9 protein-coding genes are annotated in these 13,555 nt (G+C 74.3%); 3 read left to right on the top strand and 6 right to left on the bottom strand.

What is annotated here, in order from left to right:
• Window positions 1-81 precede the first annotated feature (81 nt).
• A complete protein-coding gene (locus ABD352_RS43540; protein WP_344618466.1) occupies window positions 82-321 on the bottom strand; it encodes a hypothetical protein in 240 nt (79 codons plus the stop codon).
• Window positions 322-1,116: 795 nt separating this feature from the next.
• Between ABD352_RS43540 and ABD352_RS43535 the strand changes: the two genes are divergently transcribed.
• A complete protein-coding gene (locus ABD352_RS43535; RefSeq protein ID WP_344618465.1) occupies window positions 1,117-4,239 on the top strand; it encodes a hypothetical protein in 3,123 nt (1,040 codons plus the stop codon).
• A 158-nt stretch (window positions 4,240-4,397) separates the two neighbouring features.
• On the opposite strand, the gene ABD352_RS43530 is transcribed toward ABD352_RS43535, so the two are convergent.
• Window positions 4,398-5,615, bottom strand: a complete 1,218-nt coding sequence (locus ABD352_RS43530; RefSeq protein WP_344618464.1) for an MFS transporter — start codon at window positions 5,613-5,615, stop codon at window positions 4,398-4,400.
• Window positions 5,616-5,697: 82 nt separating this feature from the next.
• Here ABD352_RS43530 and ABD352_RS43525 point away from each other — a divergent pair, with 82 nt between their 5' ends.
• Complete coding sequence (locus ABD352_RS43525) at window positions 5,698-6,585, top strand: LysR family transcriptional regulator (protein WP_344618463.1); 888 nt, start codon at window positions 5,698-5,700, stop codon at window positions 6,583-6,585.
• Between the two features lie 225 nt (window positions 6,586-6,810).
• Window positions 6,811-7,092: a hypothetical protein gene (locus ABD352_RS43520; protein WP_344618462.1), complete on the top strand. Its 282-nt coding sequence runs from the start codon at window positions 6,811-6,813 to the stop codon at window positions 7,090-7,092.
• A gap of 4 nt (window positions 7,093-7,096) precedes the next feature.
• Here the strand turns inward: ABD352_RS43520 and ABD352_RS43515 are convergent, their stop codons facing one another.
• The 4 genes from ABD352_RS43515 to ABD352_RS43500 all read right to left on the bottom strand — a co-directional run bounded on the left by ABD352_RS43515 (window position 7,097) and on the right by ABD352_RS43500 (window position 13,414).
• Complete coding sequence (locus tag ABD352_RS43515; protein WP_344618461.1) at window positions 7,097-7,627, bottom strand: DUF305 domain-containing protein; 531 nt, start codon at window positions 7,625-7,627, stop codon at window positions 7,097-7,099.
• A 372-nt stretch (window positions 7,628-7,999) separates the two neighbouring features.
• A complete protein-coding gene (locus tag ABD352_RS43510) occupies window positions 8,000-8,884 on the bottom strand; it encodes an aminoglycoside phosphotransferase family protein (RefSeq protein ID WP_344618460.1) in 885 nt (294 codons plus the stop codon).
• A gap of 17 nt (window positions 8,885-8,901) precedes the next feature.
• Window positions 8,902-9,936 (bottom strand): LacI family DNA-binding transcriptional regulator, encoded by a 1,035-nt coding sequence (locus ABD352_RS43505; RefSeq protein ID WP_344618459.1) that lies wholly within the window; start codon window positions 9,934-9,936, stop codon window positions 8,902-8,904.
• A gap of 76 nt (window positions 9,937-10,012) precedes the next feature.
• A complete protein-coding gene (locus ABD352_RS43500) occupies window positions 10,013-13,414 on the bottom strand; it encodes a discoidin domain-containing protein (RefSeq protein ID WP_344618458.1) in 3,402 nt (1,133 codons plus the stop codon).
• Window positions 13,415-13,555: the final 141 nt, after the last annotated feature.

Raw genomic sequence — 13,555 nt, 5'->3', positions numbered from 1 at the left:
ACTGACCAGTCAGTCTAAAAACATGGGCGGCCGTCATGGCTATGGCTCAACCGCTGCTGTGTCCGGCCTCACGCCCGCCGCCTAGGACGGCGGGTCGCCCGCGGCCGCCGAGCGGTCCCGCTTCCGGTACGCCAGCACCAGGTACTCCGCCACGAGCGCCAGGGCGTCGAGCCCGAGGATGATCCCCAGCACGACGAGGTGACGCAGGGCCCGCCCGGCCCCGAACACGGCCCAGACGCAGCCGAAGAGGCCGATCGCCACCACGGACAGCGCGACGTGCCCCAGGCGACCGGGCCCCATCCACGGCGGCCGTCTCGGCACGCCGGCACGCACATCACTCATCAGAGGGGGCGGGGAACAAGGGCCGAACGATGATGAGCGACCCGATCACCGCAGCGACCAGGGCAGTGAAGGTGAACGGGCCACCGATCCAATCCGGCACGCCGAGCCACCGACGGACCGGAAGGGATCCCACCACGATCACCAGGCCAACCGCCAGCCAAGCAACGGCGGCCGCAATGCGAGTCCCCGGTCGTTCCAACCGTCGCCAGCGCCGCGACCCCTGATGGTTACCCAATACGACCCACCTACCACGTCAACACCGGGGGGCAGGCCGGCACGTCCGGCGGTGCCGGCCATGAATGATCGCCGAACAAAGAGTCCTACAACGTCTTGCGCCCATGCGGGACCAGGTCCTCCTTAATGCCCGAATCGGTCGCGCTCAGCACGACGTCGGCACCCGGCCGGGCGTCCGGATAGGTGACCGCTGCGCCGTCGACCGTCCCGCGCACCGAGGCGGCACCGTCGAGGCGGAAAGCCCACCCGCACGCCACCCAGATCGAGCATGGCCAACGCATCCGTGGCGGACGGCCCACCTGTCGCAGGCGCGGCAACCTGCGGCGCCAGGCGCCAGTCCGGCCGCACCTCGAGCGTGCCGTCCAAGGGCCGGCACTTGCCGTCACCCTGGCGCACGAAGGCCGGCTCGTCGTACGAGCGTAGGGTCTTCGTGCCGTTAGGACCGTGCTCAGGTCGACGCCCACCCGCGCAAGCCGCACACCCGCCTCGGCGACTGATATCGGCAGCCGCCGGTGGCGCCGGTCCGTCAAGATACAGACCGTGCACAACGGACCGTTCGACCGCGAGGAAGTGCTCGCCGGGCTCGCCGAGGGTGACGGGCTGGCGGTGTGGGCCTGGGTCGGGCCGCTGCGGGGCGGCCCCGAACCGCTGCGGGCGCTGCTGGCAGACGCGCCCAAGGACACCAGGCTGAAGCTGTACCGTGCGATCCGCCGCCGCGGGCGCGCCGACCTCGCCGACGCGTTCGTCGAGGAGGTCCGGGCACGCTACGGCGGCGACGAGGCCGCGACCCTGCTGCCCACCTGCGGCGCGGCCATGGTGGCCCGCCTGCTGCCGGACCTCGGCCACGCGCTCGGCGGCCTGACCGCGCTCGCCCGCCGCCATCCCGGCCTCGTGCTGGACCTGGCGGCGCGGGACCTGGCCGAGCTGTCCGGCGAGGAGCGCGCCCGGTGGTGGAGCCGCGGCGGCGCCGCCGTGCTAGCCGCCGCGCGGTGCCGGCCCGAACAGGCCCTGGACCTGCTGGAACGCTTCGCCCCCGACGACCGCCTGCCGCAGCCGATGAGCGCCTACTGGGTGCTCGCCGGCGCGGATCCGGCGCGGGTGGTGGCCCTGCTGAGCGCGCCCCGCCGGGCCGGCTGGGTGGCCGGCACGCGCCTGCCCGCGGCGCTGCTGGACCGGCTGGCCCGCGCGACGCCGCCCGGCCTGCCCGGGCTCGCCGACCTGGTCCGCCGGCTGAACCACAACGTCACGGAGCTGGCCCGGTTCCTGGACGCCGCGCCGCCGCGGCACCGCGGCGAGTGGTTCGCCCTCGCCACGGCCGGCGTGAACCGCTCCCTCGAGCGGACGAACGACGCGATCCTCGACGTGCTGCCGGTCGCCTCGCGCATCGCCGAGGCGCGGCGGGTGCTGGCGCTGGAGGAGGTGCGCCAGGACGAGCGGCTGACGCTGCACTACGTCGCCTACCTGCCGTGGGCGGAGGCGGAGCCGGTACTGCTGGCCGCGACCAGCGCCGCCGACGCCGGCGAGCGGGCCCGCGCCTGGCAGGAGCTCGTGCGATGCGCCGCCCGCGGCGGCGACCCGGCCGCGGTCCGCGCGGCCGTCGAGCACCTCCAGCGGCTGCGCAACGAGCGGGACCCGGTGCGTGGCGCCGCGTTCGCCGCGCTGCCGCGGGTGCCGGCCCGGCTGCTCGGCGACGACCTGGCCGGGCCGCTGGACCGCCTGGTCACCGACGCCGTGCAAGCCCGGGACAGCTCGAGCGCGACGCTGGCCCACCTGACCACGCTGGCCGCGACGGTGCTGCGGGAACGCTTCGACTCGCCGCCGCTGGCCGACTGGGCACAGCGCACCTTCCAGCGGGTCCTCGGCGACGACCGGGTCCCGGATCTCGGCCGGCTCGCACCCCGGCTGCGGCGAGGCCAGGAGGAGCAGGTCTTCGACGCGGTCCGCGGCTGGCTCGAGGACTCCGTCGACCGGGCGAAGTACGCGCCGCTGTTCGCGGTGACCAGGGCACTCGGCCGCCGGGCCGAGAACCTGCCGGGGCTGCAGGCGATGCTGGAGCGCGGCACCCGCCGGGACACCCTGCCCAGGGTCGCGCTGACCGCGATCGAGCTGTGGCTGGCCGACCGCCGCACGCGGGCCGAGCGGGTCGAGGCGGTGCTGCGCGAGGACCCGTCGGCGATCGCCCTGACGGTGGTGTGGGAGACCGTCTGCATCCACCGCCGGGACCTCCTCGAGCGCGTGCTGCGGGAGCCGTCGCCGGCCGGCCGGTTCGTGCCCGGCGGGGTCAGCTGGACGCCGGGGCCGCCGGTGCGCGCACGGCACTGGCAGGAGCGGCACCGGCGCGCCTACGTCGACCGCATGGCGGTGCTCGCCGCCGACACCGGGCGTGCCTGGCAGGAGCGGGCGACGGCGCTGCGGTGGGCGGCGCGGGTGCCGCAGGACGGCTGGCCGCTCGTGCGGCACTGGACCGGCGCCGACGACGTGAACATCGCCGAGTCGGCGCTGGCCGCCCTCGCCTGGACCGACCGGCCCGGCGACGCGCTGCCGATCCTGCTGTCCCACGCGGACGGTGACCGGGCCCGGGTCGCGGTCCACGCGGCGGCCCGGGCCGCCCGGTTCGTCCGGCCGTCGGCGTTGCGCGAGCGGCTCGACCCCCGACGGGGCAAGGTGACCGGCCGCAAGGAGGTGGTGCGGCTGCTGGTCCACCTGTCGGTGCCCGGCGCCGAGGACACCCTGTGGGCGCTGTGGCAGGACGAGAACCTGCACCCCGACGTGCGGGCCGCCGTCGTCGCCGCGGCCCGGCAGCGCACCGACCGGCCGTCGATGTGGCCGATCCTGCGCGCCGCGGCGACCGGCGGCACGCGGGAGACCGTGCTGCCGCTGCTCGCCGCCCCGCCGGACCTCGTCCGCCCGGACCTGCGCGCCGGGTACGCCGAGCTGGTGTCGACGGTGTGCGCGTCCGCGGACCGGCAGGTGGCCGTCGCGGCCTGGCGGGCGTTCCCCGGCTGGGCGCGCTGGCTGCCCGGCGCCGCCGGCCAGGTGCTCGCGCGGCTGTGCGACCTGCGGGACCGCACCGTGTGGCCGGCCGTCGCCGACGCGCTGGTCGCGATCGTCGCCGCGGGGCACGACGACGGCCTGCTCGCCGAGGCCGTCGGGGCGCTCGCCGCGCTGGACGGCGCCCCACCCGGCGATCCGGACCGCCCGGCCCGCCGCCGGGCCGCGACGATCGTGGACCGGCTGACCGAACGGCCGTCGCTCACGGCATCGGCCCGCAACGCCCTCGGTACCGCCGCCGCGGCGCTGTCCACCGTGGACGGCTTCGTGCCGCAGGCCGCCCGGCTGCTCGCCGCCGCGATCGACCCGGCGGACGTCACCGACGTCGGCCGCCTGTGTGCCCTCGTCGCCGACCGGCCGATCCTCGCCGCCCGGATCGCCCGGGCACTGCCGCGGCGACTGGCGCAGTACGAACCGGAACCGCTGCGCCCGATCGCCGCGGAGCTCGCCGCCCGGCCCGGCGTCGCCGACGGGCTGTTCGCGCTGGCCTACGCTGAGCGGGGCGCGCAGCTGCGCTGGCCGGCGCCGTGGCGGGCGCTCGTCGAGGCGCTGCGCGGCCACCCGGCGGCCGAGGTCCGCGAGGCGGCGCTGGAGCTGTCCATGGATCGTTGAGGTGGTCCCGGTGATGCCGGCCCGCTGATGTGGGCTGCTGGGTCGGGATCCCCCAGGGCGTCGCGGCGCCGAGTTGCCTGGCGCCCGAGTGAGGCCCAGCGTTGTGCTGGGCCTCACTCGGGCGCTACCGGATCCGCGAGCCGCCGGGGCCCGCGCGCCTACCGGCGCAGCAGGGGGCGGCTCACCGCGACGGTCAGGGCCGTGATCGCGGCGGCGAAGCCCAGCAGCGCGACCGGGGCGCTCACCGTCTGCGTCAGGATGCCGAGGCCGAGCACGGGCACGGCCAGCCCGAGGTACCCGCCGAGGAAGAGCCCGGCCAGGGCCTCGCCCCGGATCGCCGCGGGCGCCAGGTCCACCACGGTGGAGATGGCGCCCTTGAGCAGGGCGCCCGCGCCGGCGCCGGCCAGGAGGCCGCCCACGAGGAACGCCGGGAAGGACTGCGCCCACACCGCGGCCGTGAGGGTGGCCAGGCCGAGCACGATCAGGGTCAGGCCCGCGGCGAGCTGGTCACGGGTGGGGCGGCGGCGCAGCAGTACCTGCGCGAGCGCCCCGCTGCCGAACACCATCGAGGCCACCGCGCCGGCCAGGGCCCGCGACGGGTGGTGCAGGGTGCCGGCGACGAAGGCCGGGGCCAGGGACGTGAAGAGGCCGAGCACCGACAGCGCGGCGAAGGCTCCGGTGGCCGCGGCGAAGTAGCGGGGGCGGGCCGCCGCCGGCACGTCCACCCGCTGCGGGCGGTAGCGGCGCGGCCGCGCGGCGACCGTCTCCGGCGCCAGCGACACGGCGAGCGCGGCCACCAGCAGCAGGACCAGGAAGACGGCGTACGGCGTGCGCAGCGGCCCGGAGACGTACTGGGCGAGCAGGCCGGACGTGATCGGGCCGAACGCGAAGCCGCCGAGGTTGGCCACGGTCGCCACCAGGTCGCCCCGCGCGCGGCCGGCGCCGGGGCGGGCGGCGGCGTGCAGCTCGGACAGGTGGGCGGTGGCAGTGGCGGTGATCATGCCGATGCCGAGGCCGGACAGCACCCGGGCCACGACCACCACGCCGAGGTCGGTCGAGACCAGGAAGAGCGCCGCCGCGACGGCCTCCAGGAGCACGGCGGGCAGCAGCACCCGGCGGCGGCCCAGCCAGTCCGAGACGTGCCCGGCGAGGAAGAGGCTGGCGATGACGCCGAACGCGTACGCGGCGAACGCCACCGTGACGGCGATCGTCGAGTAGCCGTCGTGGCGCTGGTACAGCGCCCAGAGCGGCGTCGGCACGACGGTGAACGCGAGCGACACGGCGAACGCGAGCGCGATCGCCCAGAAGCCCTGTTCGTGCGTGAGCCGGCGCCCGCGGCCGGAAGGCGCCTCCGGGCGGGTCAGCATGGTGGTCATGTCAACAATCTCCCTCGCCGGTATCAGCACCACCAACGAATGTTCGTGCTGGGGAGCATCACCAAATGCGATGATGCCGGACGTGGAGCTCCGGCATCTGGTGTACTTCGTGACGGTCGCCGAGGAACGCAACTTCACCCGGGCGGCGCAGCGCCTGCGGGTCGTGCAGTCCGGGGTCTCCGCCGCCGTGCGGGCGCTGGAGCGCGAGCTCGGCGCCCCGCTGTTCGAGCGCAACTCCCAGCGGGTCCTCCTCACCGACGCGGGCGCCGCCCTGCTGCCGGAGGCCCGCGCCACGATCGACGCCGCCCAGGCCGCCCGCGACGCCGTCGCCGAGGTCCGCGGCGGCCTGCGGGGCACGGTGCGCATCGGCACGCTGATCTCGGTGGGCTTCGTCGACCTGCCCGGCCTGCTGGGCCATTTCCGCGCCGCCCACCCGGCCGTCGACCTGCGCCTGCGGGCCGCCCCGACCGGCTCCGCGGGCCTGGCCGCCGACCTGCTGGACGGCGAGCTGGACGTCGCGTTCCTGTCGCTGTCCGGCCGCGCACCGGCCGGGCTGTCGGTGCGGACCCTCGCCGCCGAGCCCATCGTCGCCGTGCTGCCCGCCGCCCACCCGCTCGCCGCCCGCGACCGCCTGACCCTGGCCGACCTGGCTGACGAGCCGTTCGTGGACTCCCCGCCCGGCTACGGCAACCGCACGGAGATCGACCGTGGCTTCGCGGCGGCCGGGCTGCGGCGCCGGGTGGCCCTGGAGGTCGCGGACATCGCGACGGTTCGGCACTACGTCCGCGAAGGCCTCGGCGTCGCCCTGATCCCGCGGTTCTCGGTCCCCGACGAGCCGGCGCTGCGTATCCTGCCGGTGGACGCCCGCCTGCGCTGGACCTTCGCCGTGGCCACCGCCTCGGCCCGCCGCCCCAGCGCGGCCGTGCGCGCCCTGCTGGACCTGATCGATGCCCATCGCACCGGCGCGTGACGTGCCGTCGCGCGGGTGCGACCCCGGGATCACCACCGCGAGGTGAGGTGGTCTACTTGAGTTGCGCGGGTTGCGGGCGTTTGCCCCCTGCGCGATCCGCCCGTGGTGGTGCCGGCCGGGGTAGTCGGGGGCCGGGCTCAGGGGCGGGCCGGGGTCGGGCCCGGATGTGGCCGGGCGGGCCGGGATCGTACGGTCGGCTCGGGTGGACGTTGCAGGAGGTGCGAGATGCCCGACGTGTTGGCGGCGGCGCGCGCCGAGGCGCTGTTCGTGTCCAGCGTGCAGTCGTCGGAGGCGCCGGCGGAAGGGGACGTGCGGCGGGCCGTGGCGGAGGCGTTCGCCCGGCTCGGCAGCCGCGGCTGCGCGGCCTGCGTGGCCGGGGAGTTCGGGGACCATCCGGAGGTGGCGGTCGCGCGGATGCGGTGGGCGATCGCCACGGTCAGCGCCGTGTACGCCCGGCGCCGGCCCTCGCGGCGGCGCTCGACGGCCGGGGCCGCCTGCGCGCGCTGAGCCGCTACTTCGGCAGCTTGGCGCCGGCGTCGGTCCGGGTCTGGCGCACCTGCGTGGCGATGGTCTTCACCGTCGGGCTGGTGCCGTTGGCGAGCTCACTCGTGGCCAGCTGGGCGAGCTGGGCCAGGTGCTCGCGCAGGCAGTCGACGGCCTCGCGGTCGAAGGACGCCGCCGGGTCGGACTTCAGGGCGGCCAGCCGGTCCGCGTCGACCAGCCCCGGCATCTTGTGACCCTTGTGCGGGTTGTCCTTGGGCAGGCCGGCCTGGTCGGACAGGGCGCGCAGCCGGGGCAGCTCCCCGTTGTACACCCCCTGCAGCTCGCCGGCGAGGGCCACGAGCTGCTGGTCCGACGAGCGCTGGCGCACGAGGTCGAGCACCGGCAGCAGCTGCTCGTCCATCGGGATCATGAGCTCGACCCAGGCGAGGTCGGTGCCGCCGAACTCCGAAGGGGCGGGCGGCGCGGCGGGCGCGGGCGCCGCCGGGGCGGCGCAGGCGGCCAGGAGCAGCAGCGGGGCGAGGAACATTGGCAGGCGCATGGCGGTGGCCCTTCCAATACGTGGTGTCCGCGGTCGCGGCGGTCCTGGGCGCCCAGAGCCCGTTCGGTGGACCGCCGCGGCCCCGGCGGCGATGACCCCAACCCGGTCACCGCCACGACGGCACGCGCCCTGGCCGGGGGCGGGCGATTGTCCCCGCCCGGAGACATCGGCTCGCTCGGACAGCCCCCGCCTGGATGACCGACCCGAATCGACCGTTGCCCGTGCGCCACCGGCCGGGCGACTCAGTCAGTCCCCGTCGGGCCCGCTAGACCCGCTGCACTGGCCGCCCCGGAGGAGCACGCTCCGCCGGCACCCGATCCGTTGGAGAGCGCTCTCCGTACGCTCAAAGTCTCCCGCCTGAACAGGGCCGTGTCAACCGTTGTCAGATCTTGGGAGAGCGCTCTCCGATGCCTGTGCCAGGGCGTGCGCGCCGACGGCCGCCATCTCCGGCGTGCCGGACGCGTCCGCGACCAACGCGGCGCCGATGTTCAGGGCCCAGCCCCGGGCCCGCTGCCAGGTGTCCTCGTCGACCCGCGGGCCCAGGGCGGCGCGGAACAGCGCCCGGGCCGGGGCGTCGAAGACCAGCCACGCCGCGGCCAGGTCGGTGGCCGGGTCCCCCGCCGTGAGGTCCCCGAAGTCCAGCACCGCGGCCAGGGAGCCGTCGGGCGCGGCCAGGAGGTTGCCGGGGTGCGGGTCGCCGTGCACCCACACCGGCGGGCCGGCCCACCCGGGCACGGCCACCAGCTCGTCCCACAGCGGCCGCAGGGACAGCGGCACCCTGCCCGTGGCGAAGCGCTCGGCCATCGCCGCCGACCGGCCCGACAGCGGCACCCCGCGCACCGGGTTGGCCGGCGCCTCCGCCGGGGCGGGCACGTGCAGGGCGTTGAAGAACCCGGCGAGCCGCTGCGCGAGCGCCGCGCGCGGGCCGACGGGCCCGGCGGCCACGACGGTGCCGTCCAGCCACGGGGTGACGCTCCAGTGGTACGGGTACGCCTCCATCGGCACCCCGACGCGCACCGGCACGGGCACCGGCACCGGCAGCGACGGGGCCAGCAGCGGCAGCCAGCGCTGCTCGTTGCGGACCAGCGACGCGGCGACCGCGCGGCGGGGCAGCCGCACGGCCAGCGAGGAGCCGAGCCGGAAGATGGCGTTGTCCCAGCCGGACGTGGCCAGGGTCAGCGGGCCGTCGAGGTCGGGATGCTGGTGACGGAGCACGTGCCGGGCCAGTGCGGCATCAACGACGATGTCAGCGTCCACGAGCGCCAGTAAACCCCCTAGGCCGACTGGCGCACCACGAGCTTCGGGTCGAAGATGACCGACTCGACGCGCAGGGACGGGTCGTCGATGCGGGCCAGGACCAGGCGGGTGGTCTCGGCGGCCATGTCCTCGAGGGGGTGGCGCACGGTGGTCAGCTGCGGGCGGGCGTCCAGGGCCGCGCTGCTGTCGTCGAAGCCGACCACGGCCACCTCGTCGGGGACCCGCACGTTGCGGGTGCGCAGGGCCATCAGGGCGCCCTGGGCCATGAGGTCGTTGGCGACGAACACGCCGTCGAGGCCGGGGTGCTCGGCCATCAGGGCGAGCATCGCGGACTCGCCGGACTCGTAGGTGAAGCCGCCCTCGGCGATCGGGAACCAGGCGTGGCCGTGCCGGGCGAGGGCCTGCCGGAAGCCGGTCAGGCGGTCCTGGGAGGCCGGCACGTGGGCCGGTCCGGTGATCATGCCGAGGCGGGTGCAGCCGCGGCCCAGCAGGTGCTCGGCGGCCAGGGCGCCGCCGGCGTCGTTGGCGAGGTCGACGTACGAGATCGGCACCGGCTGCGCGGGACGGCCGACGAGGGCGGCGGCGATGCCGGCGTCGCACAGCTGCTGCGGGAGCGTGTCGTCGGGGTGCAGGGACAGCACCACGGCGCCGTCGGCCTGGCCCTGGCCGAGGTCGCCGACGAGGCGGGTGCGGGCCTCCTGCGTGCCGACGATCTGCAGGGCCAGCTGCACGCCCTTGGGGCGCAGGACGCTCATCACGCCGCCGACAATGCGGCCGAAGAACGGGTCGGCGAAGAAGCGGCGCATGAAGGGGTCGTCGTCGTGGGAGACGGCGTCGGAGACGACCAGCGCGACGGTGCCGCTGCGGCGCGTGACGAGCGAGCGCGCGGCCCGGTTGGGCACGTAGCCGGTGGCGTCGACCGCCTGCCACACGATCTCGTGCAGCTTCGGGTCGACGTTGCGCACGCCGTTGATGACCCGCGACACGGTGGCCCGGGACACCCCCGCGGCCTCCGCGACGTCCTCCAGGGTCGGTCGCCGTTTTTCGCTCATCACGCGCTTTTATAGCACGAACCCGGAAAGCGCTCTCCGGGGCAAATCCCCAGAGAGCGCTTTCGCGATGGAATGGTTACCGGTAGACGCCGAACTCCCAGAGGGAATACCCGTACGCCGTGGCCCGGACCAGCCCGTTCATCCGGACGTACCGCGCATTGCCGGCGACGTTGATGTCGTCGAACCCGCCGTCACCGGCGGTGGTCGAGTAGATCGTCGTCCAGTTCACGTTGTCGTCGGACGTCTGGATCTGGTAGCTCTTCGCGTAGGCGGCCTCCCAGGAGAGGAACACCTTGTTGAAGGTCTGCTTGCTGCCCAGGTCCACGGTGCACCAGGCGGTGTCGACCCACTCGCTGGCCCAGCGGGTGCCGTAGTTGCCGTCCGTGGCGTAGGAGGGCAGCTGCGGGCCGTTGGTGCCGGTCGGCTGGTAGGACGAGGCCGTCACCGTCTTGTTCAGCGCGATGTTGGTGCCCGGGATCGACGGCGCCGTGACCTTGAAGGAGCGGGTCTCGATGCCGACGTTGCCCTGGCCGTCGAACGCGTAGACGTAGATCTTCCACACGCCCATCGTCTCCGGCGCGGTCACCGTGAACGTGCTGCCGTTCTGCGTGAAGTTCACGTTGCGGAAGCCGGTGCCGCCGCTGATGTACTTGTCGCTGGCCATCATGTTGTAGCGGATCGCGTCGCCGTCGGGGTCGGTCACGGCCACGTTCACCGTGAACTGACTGCCCGCCGGCACCGCGGTCTGGTTGCTCACCGTCATCGAGGTGATCTGCGGGGCCGTGTTGGCCAGCGGGGAGCCCGTGTAGGCCTGCTTGAGCGCCCCGTAGCCCAGGCGCCGCCAGCCGCCGCCGTAGGTGTTGAGCCACACGCCGCCGAAGTCGTTCTCCAGGCCGTAGTGGAACTCGGTCGCGCCGAGGGCCACGCCCGGGTGCGACTTGATGGCGTTCCAGCTGGCCGTGTAGCCGTCGCGCTTCTGCAGGTCGGTCGGCTCGGTGGGGACCCCGTTGACGTCGTTGGGGACCTCCCACTCGCCGGACGGGCCGCCCTCGGTGACGACGTACGGCTTGGTGTACCCGCCGTTGATCCAGTCCTGCTTGACGTTGCCGATCGCGCCGTAGGAGTTCACGGCCAGCAGGTCCAGGTGCGGGGAGTTCGCCTTGTAGTAGGGCCAGGCGCCGGTGTAGGCGTCGGTCGAGGTGACCGGGTGGTTCGGGTCGGCGGCGTGGATGGCCACGGCGAGCTCGTCGACGTACTTGGCGTACGCGACGCGGCGCGCCTCGACGTCCGCGGCGGACAGGCCGTGGTCCTGCATGGTGAGGATGACCTCGTTGCCGACGTCCCACATGAGCACGCCCGGGTTGTTCTTCAGGGCGTTGACCCGGTTCACGATCTCGGTCTTGGTGTTGTTCTTGTAGGTGGTGTCGTTGACGTAGTCGGCGCCCTGGTTGAGCCAGTGCCCGACGATCACCTTGATGCCCTGCTGGGCCGCCCGGTTGAGCAGCTCCGGGGTCTGCGCGTCGTCGACGCCCCAGGTGCGGATCGTGTTGACGCCCATGTTGTGCAGGTCGCGCATGTACCCGTCGGCGGCGCCCTGCGGCGGGCCGTAGGTCAGGCCGCGGACCTCCCACGGCTGGCCGCCGACCTGCAGCTGCCAGTTGCCCTGGCTGCCGGTCACCTTGACCACGCTCGGGCCGGCCGGCGTCGCCGGGTCGGTCATCGCGGCGGGCACGGTGCCGGTCGCCTTGGACACGGTGACCGAGTCGACGGACAGCACGCCGCCGGAGGTCGTGTTCGGCGTCGGGGTGGTGAAGCCGGCGATCGCGTTGGGCAGCGAGCCGCCGATGGACAGGTCGAAGCGCAGGTAGAAGCCGTGGTGCACGGCGGCGTTCCACGCGGTGACGCCGACCTGCGACTCGCGGACCACCCAGGACTGCTTGCCGTCGAGGTAGAAGCGGATCTCCTCGTCGGTCTTGGTCCGGTCGATGACCTGGGTGTACTCGTGGTAGCCGGTCTGGCAGCCGACGCAGCTGGCCAGGCCGGAGCTGCGGCCGTTGTACTCCCCGCAGGGCCCGTCCGGCGCGGTGCCGCAGTGCAGGGTCTGGGAGAGCTGGCTGCGGCCGTTGACGTCGGTCATGATGTCGGTCTCGCCGACGCCGGGCCAGTTGTTGAAGTTGCCGCGGTAGGCGGCGCCGGTGGCCCGGAAGCCCGGCCAGTAGCCGGCGCCGTTGGCGACGTCGGGCTGCTTGATCAGGGCGGTGAACTTGACCTGCTCGCCCGGGTTGGCCTGGAAGTCGGTGCGCTGGGTCTCCAGCCGGCCCGAGGTCCAGTTGCCGGCCCCGTCGCGGATGGCCTTGATGTTGAGCTTGCCGGCCCCGTCGAGGTACACGTTGGCCGTGCTGTTGCTGGCGGTCTCGACCTCACCGGTGCCCCAGTTGGCCGCACCGCCCGGGAACTGGGTGCCGGTGCGCATGAGCCAGTTCGTGGCCGACGGCGAGGTGTTGGCCGCGCCGTCGAAGGTGTCGCTCCACACCGTGGTCCAGCCGGGGTCCGGCGTCGGCGACGTGGAGGTGCTCGGGCTCGGGCTCGGCGAGGCCGACTGGGTCGGGCCGGTGCCGCCGGTGAAGACCTTGAACTCCCACAGCGAGTAGCCGTAGCCGCCGGGGCGGGCGGTGCCGTACATCCGCACGTAGCGGCCGCTGCCGGTCACCGGGATGGTCTGCGTGCCGCCGGTGCCGGTGCTGGTGGAGTACACGTCGGTCCAGCTCGTCCCGTTGGTCGAGGTCTGGATCTGGAAGGCCTTGGCGTAGGCCGCCTCCCACTGCAGCACCACCTGGCAGATGGACTGGGTCGAGCCGAGGTCGACCTGGATCCACTGCGGGTCGCTGAACTGGCTGCTCCAGCGGGTGCCGGCGTCGCCGTCGAAGGCGTACTGCGGGCCGTTGCCGGCGCCCTCGGACGACGACGCGGTGGCCGTCTTGCCCTGGGCCACGTTCGTCGTGCCGCACGCGCCCGAGGTCGGGTTGGTGCCGGTGAAGGAGCCGTAGACCTTGAACTCGTACAGCGAGTAGCCGTATCCGCTGCCCCGGGCCGTGCCGTACATGCGCACGTACCGGCCCGAGCCGCTGACGTTGAGCGTCTGCGTGCCGCCGGCGCCGGTGGTGGTGGAGTAGATGTCGGTCCAGTTCTGGTCGTCGGCCGACGTCTGGATCTGGAAGGCCTTGCCGTAGGCGCCCTCCCACTGCAGCGTGACCTGGCTGATCGTGGCGGTCGCGCCGAGGTCGATGCGGATCCACTGCGGGTCGCTCCACTGGCTGCCCCAGCGGGTCCCGTCGTTGCCGTCGTTGACGTAGCTGGCTGCCAGGTCGTCGGACTGCACCGACGAGGCCGTGACCGGTTTGCCTTGCGAGATCAGGCTGTCGGCGGCGCGCGCGAACGGCGCGACCACGACGGCGACGGCGGCGACGACGGCTGCCACAAGGGCAATGCGCCATCGCGAGGTCAGGAGTTTCCGCCAGGCTGGGGCGGACGTGTGCGCCGGATGCACGAGAGGCTCCTTGCTGGGGTGTGAGGAAGCGCCTGGTCTGGGTCGATCAGAGCGAAGCCTTATCGAGCCAGA

Origin of the sequence: Dactylosporangium salmoneum (assembly GCF_039532525.1) — a bacterium.
Lineage (GTDB): Bacteria > Actinomycetota > Actinomycetes > Mycobacteriales > Micromonosporaceae > Dactylosporangium > Dactylosporangium salmoneum.
Note: the sequence above shows the minus strand (reverse complement) of the source record. Positions and strands in the feature narration are given on the sequence as shown.